At 63.0% G+C, this 25,081-nt stretch carries 24 protein-coding genes; 11 read left to right on the top strand and 13 right to left on the bottom strand.

The annotated features are described in order from the left end of the window. Nucleotide 1: 1 nt before the first annotated feature. From rbbA to K4O48_RS19675, 6 genes are all read right to left on the bottom strand, one after another. Nucleotides 2–2,740 carry a ribosome-associated ATPase/putative transporter RbbA gene (gene rbbA / locus K4O48_RS19700; RefSeq protein ID WP_222910056.1) on the bottom strand — a complete coding sequence of 913 codons (2,739 nt, stop codon included), beginning with the start codon at nt 2,738–2,740 and terminating at the stop codon, nt 2–4. Beyond that, nucleotides 2,737–3,813, bottom strand: a complete 1,077-nt coding sequence (locus K4O48_RS19695; RefSeq protein WP_222910055.1) for an HlyD family secretion protein — start codon at nt 3,811–3,813, stop codon at nt 2,737–2,739. The genes rbbA and K4O48_RS19695 overlap by 4 nt, the downstream gene beginning before the upstream one ends. Nucleotides 3,814–3,920: 107 nt before the next feature. Further along, nucleotides 3,921–4,541, bottom strand: a complete 621-nt coding sequence (locus K4O48_RS19690) for an ABC-type transport auxiliary lipoprotein family protein (protein WP_222910054.1) — start codon at nt 4,539–4,541, stop codon at nt 3,921–3,923. After that, nucleotides 4,538–5,476: an MlaD family protein gene (locus K4O48_RS19685; protein WP_222910053.1), complete on the bottom strand. Its 939-nt coding sequence runs from the start codon at nt 5,474–5,476 to the stop codon at nt 4,538–4,540. Before K4O48_RS19685 ends, K4O48_RS19690 begins: the two co-directional genes overlap by 4 nt. Before the next feature lie 2 nt (nt 5,477–5,478). Continuing rightward, complete coding sequence (locus tag K4O48_RS19680) at nt 5,479–6,267, bottom strand: ABC transporter ATP-binding protein (protein WP_222910051.1); 789 nt, start codon at nt 6,265–6,267, stop codon at nt 5,479–5,481. Further along, complete coding sequence (locus K4O48_RS19675) at nt 6,264–7,385, bottom strand: MlaE family ABC transporter permease (protein WP_222912177.1); 1,122 nt, start codon at nt 7,383–7,385, stop codon at nt 6,264–6,266. The genes K4O48_RS19680 and K4O48_RS19675 overlap by 4 nt, the downstream gene beginning before the upstream one ends. Nucleotides 7,386–7,757: 372 nt before the next feature. On the opposite strand from K4O48_RS19675, the gene K4O48_RS19670 reads away from it, so the two are divergent. After that, nucleotides 7,758–8,165 carry a VanZ family protein gene (locus tag K4O48_RS19670; protein WP_222910050.1) on the top strand — a complete coding sequence of 136 codons (408 nt, stop codon included), beginning with the start codon at nt 7,758–7,760 and terminating at the stop codon, nt 8,163–8,165. A 49-nt stretch (nt 8,166–8,214) separates the two neighbouring features. Here the strand turns inward: K4O48_RS19670 and K4O48_RS19665 are convergent, their stop codons facing one another. Then, nucleotides 8,215–8,853, bottom strand: a complete 639-nt coding sequence (locus K4O48_RS19665; protein ID WP_222910049.1) for a DUF2238 domain-containing protein — start codon at nt 8,851–8,853, stop codon at nt 8,215–8,217. Nucleotides 8,854–9,096: 243 nt separating this feature from the next. On the opposite strand from K4O48_RS19665, the gene coxB reads away from it, so the two are divergent. The 6 genes from coxB to K4O48_RS19635 all read left to right on the top strand — a co-directional run bounded on the left by coxB (nt 9,097) and on the right by K4O48_RS19635 (nt 15,463). Then, a complete protein-coding gene (gene coxB, locus K4O48_RS19660) occupies nt 9,097–10,005 on the top strand; it encodes a cytochrome c oxidase subunit II (RefSeq protein WP_260523674.1) in 909 nt (302 codons plus the stop codon). Then, nucleotides 10,002–12,530, top strand: a complete 2,529-nt coding sequence (gene ctaD / locus K4O48_RS19655) for a cytochrome c oxidase subunit I (protein WP_222910046.1) — start codon at nt 10,002–10,004, stop codon at nt 12,528–12,530. The genes coxB and ctaD overlap by 4 nt, the downstream gene beginning before the upstream one ends. Further along, on the top strand, nt 12,527–12,952 hold the full coding sequence (locus tag K4O48_RS19650; RefSeq protein ID WP_222910045.1) for a hypothetical protein: 426 nt from the start codon (nt 12,527–12,529) through the stop codon (nt 12,950–12,952). The genes ctaD and K4O48_RS19650 overlap by 4 nt, the downstream gene beginning before the upstream one ends. Further along, entirely contained in the window at nt 12,949–13,578 is a 630-nt protein-coding gene (locus tag K4O48_RS19645) for a cytochrome c oxidase assembly protein (RefSeq protein ID WP_222910044.1), read from the top strand. The genes K4O48_RS19650 and K4O48_RS19645 overlap by 4 nt, the downstream gene beginning before the upstream one ends. Nucleotides 13,579–13,642: 64 nt before the next feature. After that, the gene (locus K4O48_RS19640; RefSeq protein WP_222910043.1) at nt 13,643–14,851 is read left to right on the top strand and encodes a c-type cytochrome; all 1,209 of its coding nucleotides are present in this window, start codon (nt 13,643–13,645) and stop codon (nt 14,849–14,851) included. Nucleotides 14,852–14,854: 3 nt separating this feature from the next. After that, nucleotides 14,855–15,463, top strand: a complete 609-nt coding sequence (locus tag K4O48_RS19635; RefSeq protein ID WP_222910042.1) for a DedA family protein — start codon at nt 14,855–14,857, stop codon at nt 15,461–15,463. Between the two features lie 35 nt (nt 15,464–15,498). On the opposite strand, the gene K4O48_RS19630 is transcribed toward K4O48_RS19635, so the two are convergent. The 5 genes from K4O48_RS19630 to K4O48_RS19610 form a co-directional block, all read right to left on the bottom strand. Next, nucleotides 15,499–16,683 carry a polysaccharide pyruvyl transferase family protein gene (locus tag K4O48_RS19630; RefSeq protein WP_222910041.1) on the bottom strand — a complete coding sequence of 395 codons (1,185 nt, stop codon included), beginning with the start codon at nt 16,681–16,683 and terminating at the stop codon, nt 15,499–15,501. Nucleotides 16,684–16,691: 8 nt separating this feature from the next. Continuing rightward, the gene (locus K4O48_RS19625; RefSeq protein ID WP_222910040.1) at nt 16,692–17,750 is read right to left on the bottom strand and encodes a nitroreductase family protein; all 1,059 of its coding nucleotides are present in this window, start codon (nt 17,748–17,750) and stop codon (nt 16,692–16,694) included. Continuing rightward, the gene (locus tag K4O48_RS19620) at nt 17,747–19,075 is read right to left on the bottom strand and encodes a flippase (RefSeq protein WP_222910038.1); all 1,329 of its coding nucleotides are present in this window, start codon (nt 19,073–19,075) and stop codon (nt 17,747–17,749) included. Before K4O48_RS19620 ends, K4O48_RS19625 begins: the two co-directional genes overlap by 4 nt. A 1,051-nt stretch (nt 19,076–20,126) precedes the next feature. Further along, complete coding sequence (locus K4O48_RS19615) at nt 20,127–20,876, bottom strand: MBL fold metallo-hydrolase (protein WP_222910037.1); 750 nt, start codon at nt 20,874–20,876, stop codon at nt 20,127–20,129. Between the two features lie 11 nt (nt 20,877–20,887). Continuing rightward, nucleotides 20,888–21,322, bottom strand: a complete 435-nt coding sequence (locus K4O48_RS19610; RefSeq protein ID WP_222910036.1) for a hypothetical protein — start codon at nt 21,320–21,322, stop codon at nt 20,888–20,890. 189 nt (nt 21,323–21,511) lie between these two features. Here K4O48_RS19610 and K4O48_RS19605 point away from each other — a divergent pair, with 189 nt between their 5' ends. From K4O48_RS19605 to K4O48_RS19590, 4 genes are read left to right on the top strand one after another with little or no spacing between them, the layout of a single operon-like run. Further along, nucleotides 21,512–21,850, top strand: a complete 339-nt coding sequence (locus K4O48_RS19605; RefSeq protein ID WP_222910035.1) for an ArsR/SmtB family transcription factor — start codon at nt 21,512–21,514, stop codon at nt 21,848–21,850. Then, entirely contained in the window at nt 21,847–22,278 is a 432-nt protein-coding gene (locus K4O48_RS19600) for a YeeE/YedE family protein (RefSeq protein ID WP_028238034.1), read from the top strand. The genes K4O48_RS19605 and K4O48_RS19600 overlap by 4 nt, the downstream gene beginning before the upstream one ends. 9 nt (nt 22,279–22,287) lie before the next feature. Beyond that, on the top strand, nt 22,288–22,713 hold the full coding sequence (locus K4O48_RS19595) for a YeeE/YedE family protein (protein ID WP_057387751.1): 426 nt from the start codon (nt 22,288–22,290) through the stop codon (nt 22,711–22,713). Nucleotides 22,714–22,767: 54 nt separating this feature from the next. Beyond that, the gene (locus K4O48_RS19590; protein WP_222910034.1) at nt 22,768–23,550 is read left to right on the top strand and encodes a sulfite exporter TauE/SafE family protein; all 783 of its coding nucleotides are present in this window, start codon (nt 22,768–22,770) and stop codon (nt 23,548–23,550) included. Between the two features lie 58 nt (nt 23,551–23,608). Here K4O48_RS19590 and K4O48_RS19585 read toward each other — a convergent pair whose 3' ends face one another. Beyond that, the gene (locus tag K4O48_RS19585; RefSeq protein WP_222910033.1) at nt 23,609–24,997 is read right to left on the bottom strand and encodes a rhodanese-like domain-containing protein; all 1,389 of its coding nucleotides are present in this window, start codon (nt 24,995–24,997) and stop codon (nt 23,609–23,611) included. Nucleotides 24,998–25,081 lie beyond the last annotated feature (84 nt).

Here is a 25,081-nt window from a genome sequence, read left to right as displayed (position 1 = left end):
TTCACTTCTCCTGCTTACGCAAGCCGGCGATGCTGAGCAGCGTCAGCAGCGGAATGGCCAGCAGCATGGGGATGAAATAGGGATACAGCTCCGCCAGCCCAAGCGCCTTGGAGAACACCCCGCGGCTGATGATCAGAAAATGGGTGGTCGGATAGAGCTGGCCGATAAAGGCGCCGAACCCCTCCATCGCGGAGGCCGGGTGGATCAGTCCGGAAAACTGGATGGCCGGCAGCAGGGTGACGATGGTGGTGCCGAAGATCGCGGCGATCTGGCTGTTGAGGATCGACGACATCAGCAGCCCGAGCCCCGTGGCGCAGGCAACGTAAAGCAACGCACCGAGGCAGAGGGTAAGAATGCTGCCCTTGATCGGAATGCCGAAGACGAATACGGCCAGCAGCGCCAGCGTTGCGAAGTTGAACATGCCCAGCGCGATGTAGGGCAACTGCTTGCCGAGCAGGAACTCCAGGCGAGTGGTCGGCGTGACGTAGAAGTTGGTGATCGACCCCAGCTCCTTTTCCCGTACCACGCCAAGTGCGGTCAGCATCGCCGGAATCATCATCAGCAACAGCGGAATCATTGCCGGAGCCATCGCCGGCAGACTCTGCACGTCGGGGTTGTAGCGGTAGCGGATGGCTACATCGGCTGGCGAAAGCTGTCCGCTCACACCCGATTCACGGGCCAGTTGCTGCAGGTAAGTCAGATGAATACCCTGCACATAGCCCTTGATGGTGTCGGCGCGCATGGGCATGGCGCCATCGATCCAGAACGCGATCTGCGGGACCGCGCCGCGTTTGAGGTCGCGGCCGAAATTTGGCGGAATTTCTACCGCCAGGCTGATATCGCCGCTGCGCATGCGCGCGTCGAGTTCAGCGTGGCTGGCGAGTGGCCGTTTCTCTTCGAAATAGCGGGAGCCAGCGATGTTCATCAGGTAGTGCTGGCTGGTGGTGGTCTGATCGCCATCGAGGACGGCGTAGCTGAGATTCTCGACATCGAAGCTGACGCCGTATCCCATGATGAACATCAGGATCACACTGCCGAGCATCGCCAGCGTGGCGCGGATCGGGTCGCGGCGCAGCTCCATGGCCTCGCGGCGGGAATAGCTTAACAGCCGGCGCAGGCTGAAGCGGGCCTGTCGTGTGCTGGCCGCGGGCCGCTCAGGGGCGCGGCCTGGTCCCGGCGTGCCGGGTGAGGGGCCGCTTGCGTTCGCCGCAGCGGCCTCTTCGAGATAGGCAATGAAGGTCGCTTCCAGCGTAGGCAGTCCGCGCTTTTCCATCAGTGCCTGGGGCGTATCGCTGTCGAGTACGCGGCCGGCATGCATCAGCGAGATACGGTCGCAGCGCAGCGCTTCGTTCATGAAGTGGGTGGAAATGAAGATCGTGACGCCGTCTTCGCGCGAGAGCTGCACCAGCAGCGCCCAGAACCCATCGCGGGCGATCGGATCGACGCCTGATGTCGGTTCGTCGAGGATGAGAATTTCCGGGTTGTGAATCACGGCCACCGCCAGCGACAGGCGCTGCCGCACGCCCAGCGGCAGGTTGCCAGGCAGGCTGTCGGCCTCATCGGTGAGGCTGAAGCGCTCGAGCATTTCTCGCACGCGTGGTTCGCGGCGGTCTGCCGGCAGGTGGAACAGCCGAGCATGCAGGTCGAGGTTCTGCCGCACCGTCAGTTCGCTGTACAGCGAGAACCCCTGTGACATGTAGCCGACGCGCTGGCGGGTCTGCATGTCGTGTGGGTCCACTGGTTTGCCGAACAGCAGCGCCTCGCCCTCGCTGGCTGGCAGCAGTCCGGTGAGCATCTTCATGGTGGTGGTCTTGCCGCAGCCGTTGGAGCCGAGAAAGCCGAAGATCTCGCCGCGCGGGATGCGAAAGTTCACCTGATCCACCGCAACGAAATCGCCGAAACGCATGGTCAAGCCATGGGCTTCGATGGCGATGCTGTCGCTTTGCGGCTGCGGCGGGATGACCAGTTCGTGGTGCTGGCTGCGCTTGTCTTCCGGCAGCAGGCGAATGAAAGCCTGTTCCAGCGAGTCGCTGCTGGTACGAGACAGGAGTTCTGCCGGGCTGCCGGTAGCCAGCACCTTGCCGGCGTCCATCGCCACCAGGTGATCGAAACGCTGCGCCTCATCCATGTAGGCGGTGGCGACCAGCACGCTCATCTGCGGTCGGTCGCGGCGGATGCGCTCGATCAGCTCCCAGAATTGCGCGCGCGATAACGGATCGACGCCGGTGGTGGGCTCGTCGAGGATCAGCAGATCGGGGTCGTGGATCAGGGCGCAGCACAACCCCAGTTTCTGTTTCATGCCGCCGGAAAGCTTTCCGGCTGGTCGCTCGATAAAGGAGGCCAGCCCGGTACTGCGGGTCAGCTCGGCGATACGCCAGTGACGTTCCTCAGCGTCTTGGCCGAAGAGGCGGCCAAAGAACTCGAGATTCTCGAAAACCGTCAACGTCGGGTAGAGATTCTTGCCCAGACCCTGAGGCATGTAGGCGATGCGCGGGCACACCTTGCGGCGATGGGCGGCGTTACCGATGTCGCCGCCGAGCACCGCTATCGTGCCCCGCTGCAGCTTGCGTGCGCCGGATATCAGTGCCAGCAGGCTGGATTTGCCCACCCCATCGGGGCCGATCAGCCCGACCATGCACCGAGCGGGCAGGGTCAGCGTCAGCTCGTCGAGCGCGTGCGTCTTGCCGTACTGCAGGCTGACTCCATCAACCTGCACCACCGCATCTGGCTGCTCGATCATGGCGTGACGTTGATTTGCAGGTGGGCAGGCCACTCGGCGTCAGCGTCCAGCTTCAGGTACGCGACGCCCGGCAAACCGGTCTTGACCTGCTCCATATGGCGCTTGAGCAACTCGGGATCGATCCTTGCCTTGACCCGGAACATCAGCTTCTCGCGCTCGCTTTCGGTTTCCACGGTCTTGGGCGTGAACTGCGCAACGCTGGCGACGTAGCTGACCCGCGCCGGAATCACGTACTGCGGCGCGGCGTCGATCACCAAGCGTACTTCGGAGCCAATGGCGACCCGACCTGCCTGGCGCTCCGGCAGAAAGAACGTCATGTACACATCGGCCAGGTCAACCAGGTTGAGCAGCTTGCCGCCCGCCCCGAGCACTTCCCCCGCTTGCGCCACTCGGTATTGCACGCGGGCGACGCGGTCGCTTTTCAACTCGCTGTCGCGGATATCGGCCTGCAGCCGTTCGACGCCAGCCTGAGCGGCCTCGACCGAGGATTGAGCCTCGATCACCTGGGATTTGGCCGCGGCGATTCCGGCATCGGCAGAAATCACTTGAGAGCGCGCCGCGGCCAAGGCGGCCTGAGCGCTTTGCATCGCAGCCAGATCATCGTCGAGTTGCTGACGTGCCATGGCATTGCGCGCCACCAGGGTTTCGGTGCGCTGATGGCGCTTCTGCGTGGCGGTGAGCTCTGCACGGCGCTGGGTCACCACGGCCTCGGCTGTGGCGCGTTCACTTTCGCGCTGGGCGACCATGGCCTGGGCCGTCAGGATCGCGTTCTCGCCCTGACGGACCTGGGCACGTGCTTGGTTCAGTTGAGCCTGCAGCACTTCGGTGTCCATGCGCGCCAGCACTTGGCCGGGCTGAACGAAATCGCCTTCATCCACGAGGATTTCCAGCACGCGGCCGGGACTTTTGGTCGCAACGTCGATTTCGGTCGCTTCGATACGCCCGTTACCGCTGGCAAAGCCGTCGCCCAGCCCGCTCGGACGCAACTCGTTCCAGAGCAGGACGCCGATGACAGCGATGACGACTACGAACGCAAGGGCCTTGAGCGCGGCTCGGGTGCGTGGCTGACTCATGAATCTGCTCCGGCTGTTGTGAAGTCCGGAGCCATGTTAGGCGCTCTAACACGCACTTTGTGTGTATCTGGATCAATACCGGTGCGATTAGCTGCCGTTATGTTGGGTTACGGCAATTTACGTGCGTGGCCGAGCGTCCACTCAAGAACCTCAGCGCTGAGGCGATCGCTGGCCTGGCCAAAAGCCTCCACTACCTGCTCGACGCCAGTGCCAGTGCTTGGTTGGCGCACCTCGAAGCGGTGGTTGGCCAGGGTGTGCTGGTCGTTGCGGTTGACCAGGCGCGCGTCGAGCGTGATGACCACGACTGGCTTGTCGTCGACATACACCGTCTGGAAGGCGCGCAGGTCGCTGTGCAGGCTGAGGTCAGCGTAGAGGTTGACGTCCTCGTTGCTCACCGACGGCATTCGGCCGTCGCGCTGAAAGGCTTCAATCAGGCGATCACGCAGCAGCACCGGCGCGGCGTCGCTCCAGCGCGCGCCTTGATAGGCGCTGATCTGGTTGCCCTGCGGCACCACGGCGATGCGCTGGCTCGAAAGGATGCGGCTGGCCTGGGGTGTATTGATGCGCAGTGCATGCTGGAGCGCGGGTGTACTGGCCTGCTGCGGCGTGGGCGTCGTGGGCAGCAGGTAGATACGAAGGGTCTCGGACTCCGGCAGGATCGAACACGCCGCGAGCGTCGCGAACAGCCCGAGCAGTGCGAGGCGGGACAGGGAGTGGCGAAGGTTCATGGGTTGAACTCCTGCAGTTTGTCGCGGCCGAGCAGAAAGCCGCTCGGGTTGTCTTCCAGGCGCTGAGTCACGCGGCGCAGCGCGCCAAGGGTAGTGCGCAGCTCGTTGATGGCCGGGCCGAGCTCGTTGAAGCCCTGCATGCCGTTGTTCAGCGCGCCTTCGTTTTCCTCAAGCAGCTTGTCCAGCCGAGCCGTGGCTTGGTCCAGCGTGTCCATCGACTGCGCTGCGCTGGTCAGCACGCTACGGCCCTGATCATCCAAGAGGCCGTTGGCGTTGCGCGCCAGGCTCGACAGTTCACCCATCACCGTGTTGGCCTGCTGGCTCAGCTGATTGAACTGCTGCAGCGTCTGCGCCAGATCGCCACGGTGGTCGGAGAGCACACTGGTGGCCTGCTCCAGATGCTCAAGTGTGCGGCTCAGCCGACTGGTGTTCTCCTCGGAGAAGATCTGGTTGGCGCTGAGCAGCAGATTGTTGATGTTGCTCATCAGGTCCTCGCCGTTTTCCAGCAGCGCACTGAGCGATGACGGATCAGCGATGATCAGTGGCGGGTCATCGCGCTCGCCCTCGAGCCGTGGCGCGTCGGGTGTACCGCCGTGCAGCTGGATGACCATGCTGCCGGTGATGTTGGCCAGCGCCAGCCGCGCCTGGGTGTCGGTCTTGATCGGCGTGCCGCCGTAGACGCGGATGCGTGCGCGCACCTTGCGTGGGTCATCCGGCTCCAGCCACAGCTCGGTCACATCGCCCACCTTGATGCCGCTGTATTCCACCGAGCTGCCGCTGGACAGGCCACTTACGGCCTGGCTGAAGCCGATGTCGTAGTAGCTGTATTCCCGGTCCATGCTGGATTTGCCCAGCCACAGCGCGAAGAGCAGGGCGCAGCCGACGGCTGCCACGGTAAAAAGTCCGATCAATACATGATGGGCGCGGGTTTCCATGATCAGGGTGTCTCCAACATAAGCGCCGCATTGTGCGCAGCGCGGCCACGCGGGCCGTGAAAATATTCGCGAATCCACTCATCGTCGGTGGCGGCGACGGCTTCGAGGGTGTCGACGACCAGTACGCGCTTCTGTGCCAGCACCGCGACGCGATCGCAGATGGTGTAGAGCGTGTCGAGGTCATGGGTCACCAGAAACACGCTGAAACCCAGCGCGTCACGCAGGGTCAGGATCAACTGGTCGAAGGCCGCCGCGCCGATGGGGTCGAGGCCGGCGGTGGGCTCGTCGAGAAACAGCACTTCTGGGTCCAGCGCCAGCGCGCGGGCCAGCGCCGCACGCTTGACCATGCCGCCGGACAACTCGTCAGGAAACTTGCAGGCGGCTTCCGGTGGCAGGCCGGCCAGTGCCAGTTTCTGCCGCGCGAGGTGCTCGGCATCGGCGCGTTTGAGGTCGGCATGCTCGATCAACGGCAGGGCGACGTTCTCCTGCAGGTTCAACGAGGTGAACAGGGCGCCGCGCTGGAAAAGCACGCCGAAACGCCGCTCCACTTCCGAACGGCGCTGGGTCGAGAGCTTCAGCAGGTTCTCGCCGAATACCTTCACGCTGCCGGCATTCGGACGGCGCAGGCCGACGATGCTGCGCAGCAACACCGACTTGCCGGTGCCGGAGCCGCCCACCACGCCGAGAATCTCGCCGCGACGAATATCCAGGTCCAGGTTGACGTGTACCGCCTGTTTGCCGAAGCGGTTGACCAGGCCGCTGACCTGGATCACGGGTTCATTCGTCCTCACCAGCCCATCTCCATAAAGAACAGCGCGGCGATCGCATCGAGCAGGATCACCATGAAGATCGACTGCACCACGCTGGACGTGGTGTGCTCGCCCACCGATTGCGCGCTGCCGCTGGCCTTGAAGCCTTCCAGACAGCCGATCACGGCGATCAGGAAGGCAAAGACGGGCGCTTTGCCGATCCCGACCAGAAAGTGATTGAGCGGTATGTCGCGCTGCAGGATGGTGAAGAACATCGCCGGCGAGATATCCAGCGCCAGCGAGCACACCACCAGCCCGCCGACGATACCGCTGAGGATGCCGATAAAGGTCAGGATCGGCAGCGTGATCAGCATCGCGAGAACGCGCGGCAGCACCAGCAGCTCAATCGGGCTGAGGCCGAGGGTGCGGATGGCGTCGATTTCCTCGTTGGACTTCATCGCGCCGATTTGCGCCGCGAACGCACTGGCGGTGCGGCCGGCGAGCAAGATAGCGGCCAGCAGCACACCGAACTCGCGTAGAAACGAAAAGGCCACGAGGTTGACGGTGTAGATCGTGGCACCGAAGTCGGCCAGCACCGTGGCGCCGAGAAAGGCCACGACCGCACCCACCAGAAAGGTCAGCAGGGCGACGATGGGGATCGCGTCCAGCCCGGTCTGCTCGATATGCGAAACCAGGGAGGTGATCCGCCAGCGCCGTGGGTTGAGCATGACCGTAAACAGCGTCTGCAACGTCAGCCCGATGAAGCCAAGCAGCGTCCGTTGCTGGTTCCAGACGCCGGAAACCGTGCGGCCCACGTGCGCCAGGACGTCGGCCAGGCCATTGGTATCGGGCGCCTGCTCGGCTTCGGGTTTGTTCAGCGAGGCCGCGACGGTTTTCAGCAGTGCCAGTCGCTCCGGGGCAAGCTGCGGTGCCCACACCTCAACCTCGGCCACCCGTGCCGGCCCGAGCAACTCGACCAGCAAGCCGGCGCCCGCGGTGTCCAGTTCGCCGATGGCCTCGAGTTCGACGCGATCGGTTTCGGCGACCTGGCGACGGGTGCGCTCGACTTCACGGCGAAGCGCGGCGTAATGCTTGAGCGTCCAGTCGCCGCCGGCCGCAAGGGTAGCGGCCTGAGCGTCAGTGTTCGATTGCCGCTGCAGACTGCCGGGCGGCGAGGTGGGGTGTGTCAAATTCGATTCCCATGGTGCAGTTGGCTGACGGCAATCACCGGCGCCGCAGCTTTTTTCGATCCTAACAGCTCGGACCCTGTGATCGAGGTTCGGTTTAGCCGGCTGAAGCGTTGATTGAATTGTGCGGCGCGTCGACCGCCGGGCAATTTGTTACAGACCGCCGCGAACTATCGACGGTGATCAGGCTCCATAGCGGGCGAGCCAGACAACATGGTCGGTACGCTGCGCGTCACGGGGGCTGCTATCTTACGCCGCCGGTTACCGACGCTCCTTATATATTCAGCCCGTTCGGGCCCTGCCCACCCTTCTTTCTTCGACCGCTGCGAGAGTCTCCGTTTGCCTATGAATTACTTGCGTGCGCTGCCATTCCTCGTGGTTTTCGCGGTCATCCTGTTCAGCGGATTGCGGCCCGAGCCGGTGCCGCAGGTGTTCGACCAGCAAGACAAGCTGCACCACATGCTGGGGTTTGCCGCATTGACCTTCACCTTGCGGTTGGCCTTCCCGCAGTGGCGCGCTTTCTGGACCATTGCGGCGAGCCTTGGCGCCGCGCTGCTGATCGAGATCGGTCAGAGCCTGCTGCCTAACCGGCAGGCGTCGCTGGGCGACATGCTCGCCAACACCCTCGGCGTGTTCCTTGGCTGGGGTTGCTCGCACCTGGCATACCTCTGGTATCTACGGCGCATCGGGATCACTACCACACCAGAAACAGCCGATGAGAACGGGCGTTTGGGCAGCACAGCGCGGCCGTGAAGCGTGGTGGCCACGCGGCGCTTCAGCGGGCCCTTCCAGTACCTTTTCACTAGAGGTCACGACGTGGGCGAACGGCAAAGGCCGTCACGAGCATGGCGATAATCGCGCCAACGGTGGCCAGTGCCATGTCTTTCTGCGGGTCCCAGCGATCATTCTGGGTCGCCAAAAACGTCCGCCCCAGCCCGCCGTCGAGCATTTCCGCCCCTAGCCATTCGATCAGCTCGTAGACCGCCGAGGTAGAGAGCACGATGTCCACGGGCAGCACCAGGCTCCAGATCCCGGGACGCAGGCCGAGACGAATCAACACCTCGCGTATCGGGAACGCCAGCAGCAGGCCATAGCTGAAATGCGCCAGGCGGTCGAACTGATTGCGGTCCCATCCCATCTGCTCATTCAGACTCTCACCGGTCAGCGCCTGCCACCAATCGTCGTAAGGCACATTGGCGTACGTGTAGTGGGCACCGAGCTGGTGAATGCACAGATAAAGAAAAATTAACGTGCCCGCACTGCGCGACGGCACGTAATGTTTGTGGCCCAGCAACAATGCGGCGGCCAGGCCCAGCACCAGCAGGTTTTCGAGCAACCAGTCATGACGGTTGAGGGGGTTGATCGCCAGCGCGCCCCAGATCAGCAGGAACACGCCAACCAGCGTTAGCAGGTAGCGTCGATGGCGTCTGTCTGTCTCCATGCGTACTCCGAATCGTTGCCTTCCTTGTTGGGACAAGCGCAGCGGGCAGAGGGTCCGCTGGCCACGGATTGGCGAGTTATCCAACTTTTCCGGCCTTGGGAGTGTCACAGAACGTGACCCCCAGCGAGGCGGACTATGTGGCCCACCCGAACCTTTGACCTCAGCCCGGCACGCCGTCGAGCGCATGGCTTCGGCCTGCTGCTGCTCGTGTTGCTGTCAGGGTGCGACGGCCAGCAATCGGCTTTGAACCCTGCCGGCACCGGCGCGCAGAGCATCGCCGAGCTGTTCTGGTGGATGTGCGGCGGCGGGCTGCTGATCTGGGCCGTGGTGATGGGCATCGCGCTCTACGCGACCCAGGCGCACCCGGAGGCGCATGGCATTCGCAGCGCGCGCTGGCTGATTCTCGGCGGCGGCATCATCTTCCCGGTCGTGGTGCTGACCGGGCTGCTGACGTATGGGCTGATGCTGATGCCGCCGCTCCGTTCGACGACGGATATCGATCTGCGCGTGGACGTTTCCGGCGAGCAATGGTGGTGGCGCGTGAGCTACCAGACCGAGGCGGGGGCGGTCGTCGAGCTGGCGAACGAAATAAGACTGCCGGTGGGCGAGCGGGTGGCCTTCAGCCTGACCAGCCCGGACGTGATCCATTCGTTCTGGATCCCGTCGCTGGGCGGCAAGGTCGACATGATTCCCGGGCGCACCAATGAGCTGATGCTGGAGCCGACCGAGACCGGCACCTTCCGTGGCGCCTGCGCCGAATACTGCGGCACTTCCCATGCGCTGATGAATTTCGCCGTGGTGGTGATGACGCGAGACGCCTTCGATCAATGGCTTGCCGAGCAGGCCAAGCCCGCGCAGCAACCGGAAACGGAACTGCAGCAGGCGGGCCAGCAGGCCTTTCTCGCCAATGGCTGCGGTGCCTGTCATCAGGTGCGCGGCACCGAAGCAGACGGCACGGTCGGGCCCGACCTGACCCACGTCGGCAGCCGCCTGACCCTGGCCGCTGGCACGCTGCCAGCCGATGTCGACGCCTTCCGACGCTGGATCGGCCACAGCAGTGAGATCAAGCCGGACGTGAGAATGCCTGCCTTCGGCATGCTGTCCGAGGCACAGCTGAACGCCATGGCGCATTACCTGAAGGGCCTGAAATGAGCGAGCCGATTGCATACCGCGACCCGCAGGACGAGGCCCGTGCCAAGGCCCAGGCCGAACGCCTCGCCGCCGCCTGGAAGACGCCCACCGGCTGGCGCTACTGGTCGGCGGTAAACAACACCGAGGTCGGGCTCTGGTACACCGGCGTGTCCTTCCTGTTTTTCCTTTTTGCCGGTGTGCTGGCGATGCTGATCCGTGCGCAGCTGGCCGTGCCGAACAACGATCTGCTGTCCGCCGAAACCTACAACCAGGTGTTCACCCTGCACGGCTCGGTGATGATGTTCCTGTTCGGCGTGCCGATTTTCGAAGCCTTTTCGATCCTGATCCTGCCGCAGATGCTCGGCGCGCGGGACCTGCCATTCCCGCGGCTGTCCGCCTACGGCTTCTGGTGTTTCATCATTGGTGGCGTGTTCGTCTGCGGTTCGATCTTTTTCGGCGTTGCGCCGCAGGGTGGCTGGTTCATGTACCCGCCGCTCACCACCACGTATCAGGACGGCCTCGGCGCGGACATCTGGCTGCTCGGGCTGTCATTCATCGAAGTGTCGTCGATCGCCGCCGCCGTGGAGCTGATCGTCGGCGTGCTGAAGACCCGGCCGCCGGGCATGCGCATCAACCTGATCCCGCTGTATTCCTGGTACATCCTGGTCGTGGCCGGAATGATCCTCTTCGCCTTCCCGCCGCTGATCGCGGGCGACCTCCTGTTCGAGCTGGAACGCGCCTTCGACTGGCCGTTCTTCGACCACACCCGCGGCGGCGATCCACTTTTGTGGCAGCACCTGTTCTGGATCTTCGGCCACCCCGAGGTCTACATCATCTTTCTGCCGGCCGTGGCGCTGGTGGCGACCATCGTGCCCACCGCCGCGGGTCGGCCCATCGTGGGTTACAGCTTCATCGTGCTGGCCGCGGTGGGCACCGGGTTCATCAGTTTCGGGCTGTGGGTCCACCACATGTTCACCACCGGGATGCCGGCGATCTCGCTGGCCTTCTTCTCGGCTGCGTCCGAGGCGGTGGCGATTCCTACCGGCGTGCAAATCTTCTGCTTCCTGGCAACGGCGCTGGCGGGACGCTTCGTCAAATCGGTACCGATGCTGTTCGTCGCCGGTGCGTTGGCGATCTTCGTGCTCGGCGGCTTGACCGGGGTGATGGTGGCGCTGGCACCGTTCGACTTCCAGGCGCACGACACTTACTTCATCGTCGCGCACCTGCACTACGTGCTAATCGGCGGCATGCTGTTCCCAGTGATCGCCGGCCTGTATTACTTCTTTCCCCTCGCGCGCAGCAAGACGCTGTCTGATCGTCTGGGTCGGATCGCCTTCTGGCTAATGTTCATCGGCTTCAACATCGCTTTTCTGCCGATGCACTTCACCGGGTTGCTGGGGATGCCGCGACGCGTCTACACCTACGCGCCGGACATGGGCTTTGACGTTCTGAATATGGTGTCGACCGTGGGCGCCTTCATTCTCGCCACCGGCGTCGCGGTGCTGGTCTGGGATGTCATGCGGCCCAAGGGCAACCAGCCCTACAGCAAGCGCAATCCGTGGAACGCCGGCACACTCGAATGGCTGGCGGAAATGCCTGGCATGCCGTGGGGTGCGCGCTCGATCCCGATCATCAAGAGCCGCTACCCGCTGTGGGATCAGCCCAACCTGATGCGCGACGTCGATGCTGGTCGCTTCTACCTGCCGGATGCCGAGGAGGGCAAGCGCGAAACCCTGATCAGCAGCATCATCGATGCCGAACCGATCCAGTGCCTGCGCGTGCCGGGCCCGACCTTCCTCAGCATGTGGGCGGCCATCTTTACGGGTGGCCTGTTCATCTTCGCGACCTACAGCTGGTACGTCGCAGCGCTGGTCAGTGGCGGCCTCGCGCTGGTCACCATCCTCATCTGGCTGTGGACCGGCACGGCGGTGATCCCGGAGAAGCCGAAAAAGGACATCGGCCTGGACGTAACGGTGCCGCTGTATGCGTCGGGCGCCAAATCGGTAGGTTGGTGGGCGATGTTCATCACCATGATCGGTGACATGAGCGCCTTCGGCAGCCTGGTGTTCGGCTACTTCTTTTTCTGGACCGTTCACGAGGATTTTCCACCGGCCGATGCGGCCGGCCCCGGTGTGTTCTGGCCGGTATTGGGGCTGGGGTTGATTGCCGCCTCCTGGTGGCTGACGCTGTTGGCACGGCGCTGCAACGTCCGTGATCAGGCGGCGGGTTTCTATGGCGCGCTGGGGCTGGCGGCGATCTGCACACTCGGTGGCGCCTACTCGCTATGGGCCGGGCCGCATTTCAGTGGGCTGGACCCGACCACTAACGTGTACCCCGCCACGGTCTGGGTACTGGTGCTCTGGTGCCTGATTCACCTGTCCATCGGCCTGATCATGCAGCTCTATTGCCTGGCGCGCCGTGCGGCCGGGCGGATGACCGCGGTGCACGACATCGATATCCGCAACATCGCGTTGTACTGGCATTTCATGCTCATCACCGTTGGCGTGACCGTCGCCGTCATCGCTGGCTTCCCGGAGGTGCTATGAGTGAAGACCTGAGCGAACGGCAACGCAGCGGCGATCAGCAGGCGCCTGAAGCCCCGCCGCAGGTGCGTGACACGCTCTGGCTAATCACCTTCAGCCCGACTATCTGGGCGGTGCACTTTCTGCTGTGTTACGTGGCGACGGCGGTGTGGTGCGCGAAGGTGGCGGGTCGCAGTGGCGAACTGGGCGATATCCGCCTTGCCATCGGTGTGCTGACAGCCTTGGCGCTGGCCGGCATCGCCCTGACCGGCTGGCGTGGCTGGCGAAAGCACTCGTTTGGCCACGCCACGGCACCGCATGATTTCGATACGCCCGCTGATCGCCATCGTTTCCTTGGCTTCTCGACATTGCTGCTCAGTGGCCTGAGTTTCGTGGCAACGATTTTCGTCGCGCTGTCCGTGGTGTTCATCAGGAGTTGCGCATGATCTGGCGCCCGCTGTCGCTGATGCTCGGCCTGGCCACGCTGGCGGCTGTCTGGCTCGGTCCGCTACCGGACATGGCGGATCGGTTGTTCGTCGGCCATATGCTGATGCATGTGATGGTGGTAGCGGTGGCGGCGCCGCTGCTAGCGATTGGACTCGCAGGCGGCAGGTTCGACGTCTCCAATCGCATCCCCTTTCTGTTCTCGCCGATCCTGGCTTCGGTGATCGAACTGTTCGTGGTCTGGGCCTGGCACATGCCGGCGCTGCACCATGCAGCGCGCACCTCGCAATCGGCTGAGCTGCTTGAACAGGGCAGCTACCTGTTCGTTGGGCTGTTGGTGTGGCTCGCCGCGTTCGGCGGCGTGCGCCATCAGCGCGCCTTGGCCGGCATCGCCGGTCTGCTGCTGACCTCGATGCACATGACGTTGCTCGGCGTGCTGCTGGCAATGTCGAGCCGGCCGCTGTTCGAGCACACCGGGTCTCCGCTTTCAGGCATGAGCCCACTGGAGGACCAGCAAATGGGCGGCGTGATCATGCTGGCCTTTGGCGGCAGCGCCTACTTGATCGGCGGGTTGTACCTGCTGTTCGGCCTTCTACAGGACAAGCGCAATGCCGTTTCAGTCAGCTAAACGCATGGTTCAGCGATGCTCGGCGCCCTTGCGGCGCTGGCTGTGTTGGCTAACCGGAGGCTCATTGAAGCGCGTCGTAGCGGCCGTTGCGCTGCTGGCTGCGTTGGCGGGCACGGGGGCGTTTGTGCTGGTTTCGCTGGGGCTGGTCTCGATCGGAGCCAGCTCGGGTCATTGGAAGGCAACCGGCTGGGTGCTGCATTACGCCATGCGTCGTGCGGTGAGCACGCAGTCGATGGGCATCAAGGTGCCGCCTCTGGACGATCCGGCGCTGGTGCTCAAGGGCGCCGGGCACTATCACACCAGCTGCCTGGCCTGCCATGGCGCCCCGGGTGAGGAGCGCTCGCTGATCGTTCAGCAGATGACGCCCGAGCCGCCATTCCTCCCGCCGCGCATCGAACACTGGGAGCCGCAGGAGCTGTTCTGGATTGTGAAGAATGGCGTGAAATTCACCGCCATGCCGGCCTGGCCCGCGCAGCAGAGGGACGATGAGGTCTGGGCCCTGGTGGCATTCCTCCAGGCGATGTCGAACATGTCGCCCAAGCGCTACAGGCAACTGGCGCTGGGTGGGCAAGTCGACCAGCCCGCCAAACCGGTAACCCCCGATCATCTGCGCCCGCTGCAGGATCCGCTCGGTCCGGTGTTGGCCAACTGCAGCCGCTGTCATGCCGAAGACGGCGGCGGCCGGGGCGAAGGCGCGTTCCCCCGATTGGCCGGGCAGAACGAGGCATATCTGCTCGGTGCGCTGCAGGCCTATGCGAGTGGCAAACGCCACAGCGGAATCATGCAGCCAATCGCTGTGCGCCTGGAGCCGGACGTGCGCAAAGCGCTGGCGCAGCATTACGCTGAATTGCCGCCTGTCAGCCGAACGGACGCCCCGGAACCGCTACCCGACAGTCTTGCCCAGGGCCGGTCGCTGGCCGAGCGCGGCGTGCGTGAACGCGGCATCCCGTCCTGCGTGCATTGCCATGGGCCCAAGGAGAGCCCTCGCAATTCGATGTACCCGAACATTGCCGGCCAGTACGCGCCCTATCTGAAGTTGCAATTGGAGCTGTTCACGTCCGGTAAGCGTGGCGGTACGGAGTACGCCCATATCATGCACAGCGCCGCGCAGCGGCTCACGCCGGAGCAGATGCAGGCACTGGCCGATTACTACGCGTCGTTACCGGCAGAGGAAACCGCGGCACGTGGTAAGCCTGCGCTGACACTAAACAGGCGAGAGCCCATCCGCCCCGAGCCCTCGGCGCAGGACGCTTCAAACCAACAGCAGAGGTAAGCGATGTTCGACAAGATCGTGGAAGTGGTTTCGGCATTTGGCTATCTCGGCGTGTTCTTGCTGATGTTGCTGGAAAACATCTTCCCGCCGATTCCCTCGGAGCTGATCATGCCGTTGGCGGGCTTCGTCGCGGCGCGAGGCGATTTGAATTTCATCGGAGTGATTCTGGTCGGCACGGCCGGCTCAGTGGTCGGTGCACTGCCGTGGTATTACGCCGGCGCCAAGCTCGGCCAAGAGCGCATGAAACGGCTGGCCAAACGTTGGGGGCACTGGCTGACGCTGTCGCCAGAGGACGTCGACAAGGCCAGCGACTGGTTCGATCGGCACGGTAAGGGGGCGGTGTTCTTTGGTCGCCTGATCCCGGCGGTGCGCACCCTGATTTCGGTGCCCGCGGGTATCGCCGGCATGTCGATGACTAAGTTCCTGATCTATTCGACGCTGGGTTCGCTGATCTGGACGGCGCTGCTGGCGCTGGCCGGTTTCGTCCTCGAGTCCCAGTACGAGAAGGTCTCGCAGTACCTTGATCCCGTATCCACCGGCGTTGTGGTGTTGATGGTGCTCTATTACCTGTACCGGCTGATTCGTCAGCGTTTCGCCGGTAAGAAACACTAAACCGTGGCGCCGGTTCGCGGCGCCACGGCGGGCACTCAGGCTGCGCCGGCGGTGTGGTGTTGCGGCTGTTGAGCACGCTCGCACTGATCGATCACGGCGAACACCTGCTGCCACATCTGCTCGGACTGTTGCTTGAGCTGATCGGTGCGGGCCTGGATCATCGTCTTGATCCGCTCGGCTTCGTCAGTCACCAGATCGATCTTGCGCTTGATTTCCGCCTCATCGGTGGTGACCTGAACCAGTCCTTCCGGGAAGCCGTAGTCTTCGAAGAGCATCTGATACTTGTGGCTCCAGCCCGTGGCCAAGGCTGGCACGCCCTGGGACAGCGCGCTGACCAACCCGTGGAAACGACTGCCCAGGGTGCCGCTGCAGGCGCCGAGGATGCCCTTGATTTCCAGTGCACCGCTCTCCTTGACGATCGGGATGCCGCCCACCGCCGCGGACAGTTCGTCAGCCAGGCGCTGATCGTCCTTGCCTTCATGCACCAGCACGAAGGGCTTGGCGCCCTTTTCCAGCAGGTAGCGTGTGCAGCTAATCAGGAAGGGGAGGTAGGCGTCGCGGGTCTTCTGGTCGGTCTTGTCGAGCATCCGGCAGTTGGGGACGATGCAGAAACGGTTCTGCTCGGTATCGAACCCCGGCGGCAGCACACCGGTGATGAGGTTGGTGAAGTCCGGTGATTGCTTGATCTTGGCCTGCTTGCCCACCAGCTCGGTGAGGTGCTCGTAGGACACGCGCTCGCGCGGGAAAATCAGGTCGACGTTATCGACCACCGTTTTCATTGCCGCCCGGTTTTTCTCCGATTTGAACGGCCCAAGCGCTTGTGGCATCAGGATCACCCGGGTGCCGTTCTTGTGCCAGCGCTTGGTTGACTGTGCCAACTCAGCACAAGGATCCTCGCCCCACTGATCGCTATAGGCGAAGCCCGCCGCGTCGATGACCACATCGACTTCCTTATCCAGCACCACGCCGTACATCTCACGCAGCGGACGTGGCGCGAAGTTGGCCAGCGTGCCCCACTGGATGCCGTAGCGCCAGAGCCAGGCCTTGGGATAGAAACCCAGCTGGACCAGCTTGCGGAACGGCTGCTCGGCTTTTTTCGGGGTCGGGGCCATGACGAAGGTAGCGTCGGGATACCGGGTCCTCAGCTTCTGCAACGCTGCGTGCAACATCAGCTCTGCGCCTTTATTGACGAAGCCTGCCTTTCTGATCTCGATAATCATCGCTTACCTCAGTTGAATACAATCAAGTCGTCTGCGGTCTTCTTGTCCGAATAAGGAATCCCTCCCGTTGGGTCGGCATAGCCCACCGCCAGCAGCATCACGGTGCGCTCGTGGTAGGCCAGGCCCAGTTTTTTTGCCAGTTTGCGTTCTTTTTCTTCCACGTCCGGCCAGTTGATCGAGCAGCTGGACAGGCCCAGGCTTTCCAGCGCCAGCATCAACTGCATGGCGGCGAGCGAGCCGTCGATATAAACCACGTGACGATCCCGCGCCTCGGGGTAGCAACCCAGGTCGCCCACCACCGCAATCACGCAGGGCAGATTGTCATGAAAGCCGGCCGTGCCGCCGGCGCACTGCGCGACGTCGGCTGCTTTGGCGGGGTCGTTGCTGACATAGAAGCGAAATGGCTGACGATTGCAGGCCGAGGGGGCCAGGGCAGCCGCCTTGACCGCTTGTTCGATCAGCTCGTTGCTCACCGGTTTGTCCTGATACCAGCGCACCGAGCGGCGACGGCGAAACAGCACCATCAGCTCGTCATAGCTGACCGGGCAGGGCGGCAATTCGCTGTGCGGGTAGGGGACGCACCGGCTGGATTCGTCGAGCTGCTGCGCGCTGGTGAAGGCCTGTTTGGCCGAGTCGATACGCGGCGTGCTGCCGACTGCTGAAAAATAATCGGTGAGCACATCATTGGCCCAGCGCTGCTGGCCACTGGCGACACCGGCCTGGGCTGCATCCGCGAAGCAGCGAACGGTCGGGCCGATGTAGTCTTCGGCGAAGGTCGCGCGACGCGGGCGCATGATCAGCCCTTTTTCCAAGCGGTGTACGTTGCGCCGCAGGAAGGCGTCATTCTCGCCTTTGCCACGCATCAGCCGCGCAAATTGCAGCCGCCCCAGCAGCACCGCGCGGTGCTCGCGGTCGAACTCGCGGCTGATCAGGCAGTAATAAAGGGACGACAGGAAGCCATTGGCGGAAAACAGCCGGACCAGGGCCAGCCCGGTGTTGTCCCGGGTGGCCTTGATCAGATTCTTGACCGGCTCAGGCAGGGCTCTGGCGAGGGACTTGAGGCTCATCGGGAGGCTCCTACGGCGCTGAACGCATAACGAAAAGGACTGAATATGGATTTGGTCATCATGAAGAACACGGGCCGGGTTTTCTTGTGCACCAGCAGCGCCGCGTAGGAGGCCACCGCATAGGAAATCAGCGTCGCCATGGCCGCTCCCTCTCCGCCGTAATGCGGGATCAACAGCATGTTCAGACCAATGTTGGCCAGCGCGCCCAGGCCCTGTGTGATCAGCGAGAACATCAGCGCGCCCTCGATCAGAATCCAGCGGCTGAACGCTGCGCGCATGAAGATGAACACGCCCGCCCAGATATGGATGGTGAGAATTGAGGCGGAGTTCTGGTACTCCGCCCCGAACAGCAGCGAAATCATCGGCCCGGCGACGAGCGTCACCAGCAGCGCAACGGCGATGGCGAGGATGAACAACACATCGAACAGCTGCTGAAAGCGTTGATTGAAGCGCGCCGGATCGGCCGCGTGGAGGTTGATCAGCTTGGGGAAAAACGATGCGACGATGGCGGTCGGCAGGAAGTACCAGGCTTCCGACAGTTGCGCGGCCACGGCATATACGCCGACTTCTTCGGCGCCCACCATCCACTTGAGCATGACCTGGTCGATCTTCATGTAGATCACCGCGAAGATCGAGCCGACATAGAGGATCCAGCCCTGGCTGAGCAGTTCCTTGGCCTTGGCGAAGCTCGCCTTCCAGCTCATCACCGAAACGGTCGTGGTGCCTTTGTAGAGAATTGCCAGAATCACCGCCGCCATCAGGAATTGCGCGGTGTGGGCGAACGCGAAGGCGATGACACCGGCGCCGCTGAACACCATTAACAGCTTGAGGCCGGACGAGAGCAGGATCGCGCTCGATTTAGCGATGGCCGGGTAGCGGGCCTGCACCTGCGACTGGAACCAGTACTCCACGACGTCGAAGGTCTGAAAGAAAATAGCCGAGGCGACGATCAGGAGCATCCAGAACTCGGTGCCGCCCACCTCTTCGAAGAAGAACGCATACGCGACGATCAACGCGAAGCCGAGCGTCATGCCGGTCAGCTTAAGCATAAAGGTGGTGCCCAGCGTTTCCGGCACCTTGTCCGGCTGCTGAACCACTTCACGCACAACCAGGCCAGCCAGGCCCATGTGGCCCGCGGACGCAAAGATTGCAGTCATCGAAATGGCATACGCGAGAATGCCGAACTGCTCCGGCCCCAGGTAACGGGCCAGGAGGATCGCCATCAGGAAGCCCACACCGATGTTCAGCAACCGCTCCGCCATCATCCATGATGCGTTGAATAGATAGACTTTGAGTTTGTTGAAGACGGTGGTGATAGCGGTCATCGAGTGGCCTGGCTCCTCAAGGCTGGCTCCGTGGCGGCAAAGCAATGCCTTTCAGTTGCGCTGGAGTGTGGCGACGCTCAGCTGACAGCAATCTATTCGTTATGTTCCGGCCCGCAGGTCCGAAGAAATGGTGTCGATCGGCCAGCTGGGATCGGGTTCGGCTAATGGCCATTACAGGCTGAATCACCGCCATGCAGCGTAGTTCGCCGTGCCGGGATCATTTTGTTCGTGCGCTTGCGTGATAGTGGGTCCCGGCGCATTAATGCTTTTTGGCGACGGGCTGCGGTACGGCCAGCGAGCCCATGCCAGAGCCCTCCAAAGTTGAAAACACTTAATCTGATGGCCTTTTCATTCTAAAAGTGGAACTTTTGCCATCACTGCTCCTCTTAACCCTGCTGCCGCTGCTAGCCGCTCCGCGACCCGTCTCGACGTGCCGCGAAACGCCTAGCTCGGCACCCGACCCGCCACGTTTGGGTCGGGCAAGGCTGCCGCGAAGGAACTCGCATGCGCCAGGATCGGCGTAGGGAATTGCTGCTCGGAGCGGCCGAAAGGAACAGGACTCAGCCTAAACAGAAAAGCCCCGCATCGTTTGATGCGGGGCTTTTTTGTTGTCCTGCTGCCGTGGCACGCAGCGACGTCTTGCGCGTCGACGTCAGTGGTACAAAACGAACCGACTACAAACGAACGCGACGAGTTGATACAGATAATTTATCAATCTCATCGCCCGATCAGGATCGCTCCGGCTTCGCGTCATGGTTCTCCCCTCGAGTACCTGACGGGCTCGAAGGCCGTTCTTCCATCGGCGGTGGGTTCTCCTCATCCAGCTGGCAAATCGTGCAGTTCTGGCTATCTGGATGATTGGTTTCAACATAGCGAACGCGGCGGCTTCCCGATTGCCGGTCTGCGCTCACGCGGAAACGGGGTCGATCAGGGGTCTTCATATTCAATCCCTCACGTAGCGAATGGATGCTTGGCAACGTCACCTGGAGGCTGCGAACGGTGACTCATTTAACGGGATTCTCCGGGCCTCACGGGGGCTGGCATGACGTGCTCAACCCTGAGGACTGTGCTCAACCTGTTCGCAATAGCGGCGGAAATTATCCGTCAGGTCGGGTGGGCAAACGCCGCACTGGCGATTCCCCGGCACGGCGTGATCGATGAACTTGGGATAAGGCAAATTCAATTCCGCCATGATGTCGCGGAAGCGCTCCAACGTTATCGCTTCACCGAGTCGGGGATTGCGCTGCTTTTCCTGGGCGATGGTCGAGACTCGTCGACCACTGTAGTCATGGCCGGGATAGACCAGGGTGTCGTCTGGCAGCGTGAACAGCTTGTTTCTAACGCTGTGAAACAGGTCGTCGGCGCTGCCGTTCTGAAAGTCAGTCCTACCGCAGCCGTCGATGAGCAACGCATCACCGCTGAACAGGCGATCACCGAGGAGGTAGGCGAAGTGCCCGTCCGTGTGGCCGGGGGTATGCAAAGGCGTGAACTGCAGGCTGCCGACTATGAAAGGGACGCCTTCCACGATGCCCACATCCGTGCAGGGCAGCTTGTCGATAGCCGGCCCCGCGATACGGCAGCCGGTCTGCTTCTTTAGCTCCAGCGCGGCGGTGATATGGTCGGCATGTATATGGGTGTCCAAGGTGAACGCCAGCTGCAGGTCCAGCCTGGCCAGCTCGGCCAGGTCGCGGTCCGTTGCGGAAATGACCGGGTCGATGAGCACGGCCTGGCCGGTGTCCTCGCATCCGAGTACGTAGGTATAGGTGGACGACACGGGCTCAAACAGCTGGCGAAATATCATGATGGTCTCGGCTAGTGGTGAGTGTTCAGCGGTGCCTGTTCCAGCGCACTGAGCAGTGCATATTTTTCCTGATCGATCTCGCCCCGCGTGCGGATACCCAGCCGGCGCAAGATCGCCAGCGGCGGGCACCAGCCCTGCAAGCCGTGTTGCAGAAGAAACGGCAGCACGACGCCGGGCAGCAGAAACCACTTTCGGTTCGCTGTCAGGCCAAGCAGCAGGCCAGACAGCGCGAGCGAGGAGGCATTGACCTCGAGCACGCGCTCGACATCCCACTCGCGATCCAGGGCGTCGATACGCTGAAGGATTGCGCTTCGTCCCATCCCGCTGAAGTGACGAATGTTCTCGTCCGTTTGCCGATCGATTTCCTGATTCACAGGTCGGGACGTTGAGCGGCGAACCCGGTCCGCCTGGTCATGATGGGTACTGTTCTGCTGTATCGATGACATGTTGATCTCCTGGTTCGCGCCGACAGGGTGGGCGCGGCGAGGTGAAAAGTCACAGCGATGCCGCATATTTTTAGGGTGTGTGCGGGTGGTCGAGTTCCGACCGGGCGTCCGCTGCCGCGTTGATACGATCTATTGAAATATATATTGATAAATCGTATTGTCAAATTCACCTGACCCACCTGAATAAAAATGGCCCACATGGCAGATCTCGATATCGAAACGCTTCGTCGCAGTGCCGCGGACGCCTGCGGCTTGCTGAAAGTGCTCGGCAACCCTGACCGCCTGTTGTTGCTCTGCCAGCTGACCCAGGGCGAGCACTGCGTGGGTGACCTCGCCAGTGCGACGGGCATTGTGCAGCCGACCCTGTCGCAGCAGCTCACGGTGCTGCGCCATAACGGCTTGGTCAGCACCCGACGCGAGGGCAAGCAAGTGCATTACAGCATCGCCAGCCAACAAGCGATGGAGGTTATGCAGGTGCTCTACCGGCTTTACTGTCAGCATCCCGAACGCGAGGAACCCTCGACATGACGATTGACTGGGTACATTTCACACCGTGGTCCTCGCTCGCCGGGGGCGCGCTGATCGGTCTTGCTGCGACCTTGTTTATTCTGTTGAGCGGAAGAATCGCGGGCATTAGCGGCGTGATCGGCGGCTTGATGCGGCCAGGCAAAGGCGATGTGCTCTGGCGTGTTGCCTTCATTACCGGGCTGGTGATCGCGCCGGTGCTGTTTCAGGCCGCGTTCGAGCAACCAGACATCGACGTAGAGGCGAGCACCTTGACGCTAATCGCGGCTGGTGTGTTGGTCGGGATCGGCACGCGGTATGGCTCCGGTTGTACGAGCGGGCATGGCGTCTGCGGGTTGTCGCGACGGTCGCCGCGCTCGCTGGTCGCGACGGCCGCCTTCATGGCCAGCGGCTTTCTGACCGTGTTCGTCATCCGCCACCTGCTGGGCTGAGGAGTTGCCATGAAATTGCTGAGCGCCTTTGTAGCGGGGCTGATTTTCGGCCTCGGCCTGATCCTGTCAGGGATGGCCAATCCGTCCAAAGTGATCGCCTTTCTCGATCTGGCCGGTCCGTGGGACCCCTCGCTCGCGTTCGTTATGGGCGGTGCGATTGCGGTCGGCAGTGTCGGGTTCTATTTCGCCTCCAAACGGTCCCGGGCGGTGCTGGGAGATGTCATGCGAATGCCCACCGCCACCCGGATCGATCGCCCTCTTGTACTGGGCAGCCTGGCATTCGGAGCGGGATGGGGGCTGGCTGGCTATTGTCCGGGGCCGGCGGTCGCGACGCTTTTGAGTGGTCGGAGCGAACCGCTGATCTTTGTCCTCGCCATGTTGGCAGGTATGGCGCTCTACGAGTTGCAGACACGCTTTTCAGGGAAGCCGCAGTGAAACGTTGCGGTCGCTGTAAATCGAAAGGTGATCCAAGGCTTCCGGAGCGCAACGATGGTTGAGATCGGGCTCGGGCTATTGGTCGGCCTCGTCCTGGCGCTGACGGGTGCTGGCGGCGGCATCCTCACCGTGCCGTTGCTGATCTTCGTGGTCGGGCTCGAGCTGCATCAGGCCGCGCCCATCGGGTTGATGGCGGTCGGGCTTGCCGCATGGGTTGGGGCGGTGATTGGGCTGAGGGACGGCATTGTCCGTTACAAGGCGGCGGCGCTGATGGCCTGCTGCGGTGTGTTGCTCGCGCCCGTCGGCGTCTGGGTGGCCGGGCGGGTAGCGCACGATGTGCTCGCCGTGGTGTTTGCGCTGGTGATGTTCTGGGTTGCCTTCAGGGCATTCAGGCGCCCGCCGAGCGATGACACGACCCCGAGGGCCGTGCCCTGTCGGTTGAATCCCGACACGGGCCGTTTCCACTGGACGTCCCGCTGCGCGGCCACTGTCGCCGCGTCCGGCACCTTAGCCGGTTTCCTGTCCGGCTTGCTGGGGGTCGGCGGCGGGTTCGTGCTGGTGCCGGCGCTCAGTCGCTTCAGTGATCTGCCGATGCGTTCGATTGCCGCCACGTCGTTGGCGGTCATCGGCCTGGTGTCGGTCAGCGGCGTGTTGTCCGCCGCGCTGACGGGTGGCATCCAGTGGGCAGTGGCGCTGCCGTTTTCGGCCGGTGCGGTGCTCGGGATGTTCGCCGGCCGCATGGTTTCATCTCGCCTGGACGGGCGCCTGCTGCAGCGAGGCTTCGGGTTGGTCGCGGCGGTTGCCGCGTCGGCCTTGCTGCTTCAGGTCGCCTTCTGATCGCGCACCCGCAGGTGGCAAACCAGACACCTGCGCCGTTCAAACGCCGATAGATCCTTCAGTCTTTCTGAACCGGCAGGTTTGCCGCCTTCCAGGCCATCCAGGAACCGGGGACATTGGCCACGTCACGAAAGCCGGCTTTCTTGAGGATGCTGGCCGCGATGGAGGCGCGATAGCCGGAGCCGCAGTAGGTGGCGGTGGTCTTGTCCGGATCCAGCTCGTTGAGCCGGTCAGCAAGGTGCGCGACGAAGATGTGCCTGGCGCCAGGCACCCGGCCCGCCGCGACCTCTTGAGGGCTGCGTACATCCAGCACCTGCACATCGGGCGCTTCACGACGCGCATTGAGCTCGTGAACCGTCCATTCCTGAAGCCTGTTCAGCGGTAGCGCTGCGTTCTGCCAGTCCGTCATGCCGTTGCGCAGATAGCCGCGAATATCGTCCAGGCCTATCCGGTAGAGCTGAGTGACGGCCTGGTGAACATCGTCGGCCGATTCGCCCACCAGCAGGATCGGGCGAGCGTCGTCGAGCATCCAGCCAGCCCAGTTCACGAACTCGTTGCGCAGGGCAATGTTGATCGCCCCGGGTACGTGCCCGCCGCCAAACGCGAGGATCGAGCGGACGTCCACGACCTGCATGTCGCGCGTCGCCAGTGTCTCGAAGTCGGACGGCGCGAGCGGCGGTGGCAGGGAAGGGCCTTCCATCTGTACGCCCGAACGCACGTTAAGTTGTTTCAGTCGCGCATAGTGACGGGGTGGTTCCGGCATGTCCGCCAGTAGCCAATCGATAAACTCGTCCTCGCTCCGCTGTTCGCGCAACGCGGGGTTGAAGAGACGCTCGCTGCCGAGCGTGGAGTGGCGACGGTCGCCGATGGATTTGCCGCAGGCCGAGCCGGCGCCGTGGCAGGGGTAGATTTCGATCCGGTCGCCAAGGGGCAGGTAGTGATCGAAAAGCGTGTGGTACAGCGCGCCGGCCAGCTTTCGCTCACTGCCTTCGCCCAGCAGGTCGGGGCGCCCGACGTCCAGGTTGAACAGGGTATCGCCGGTAAACAGCGCGATCGGCTGGTCGCCCTGCTGGGCGTCGAACAGCTGCAGGGAGATGTGTTCAGGCGTATGCCCGGGCGTGTGCATGACCTGCAACGTGGCCTGCCCGAGCTCTATCGTCTCGCCACCGCTGACCTGGCGAAGCTCGAACCCGTAGTTGTCCGCACGACCGCCGATGATCTGTGCCCCGGTGCGCTTTGCCAGCGCCTGGGCACCGGACACGAAGTCGGCATGGATATGTGTTTCGATGGCGTAGGCGATTCGCAGGCCTCGCGCCTTGGCCATTTGCAGGTAGATATCGATGTCGCGGCGGGGATCGATGACCGCGGCTACCGCGGCCTTGCTGTCGCCGACCAGATAGGAAATCTGCGCCAGGCCGTCTGTATAAACAGGTTCGAAAACAAGCATTGCCACCTCCGACGATGGTTGACGGATTGCTCAGTCAACTATTCGGACGGTGTGCGTGGCTGGACGTTCAGGTTATCGAGGTGC

Source organism: Pseudomonas sp. DNDY-54, assembly GCF_019880365.1.
GTDB lineage: Bacteria > Pseudomonadota > Gammaproteobacteria > Pseudomonadales > Pseudomonadaceae > Stutzerimonas > Stutzerimonas stutzeri_P.
Note: the sequence above shows the minus strand (reverse complement) of the source record. Positions and strands in the feature narration are given on the sequence as shown.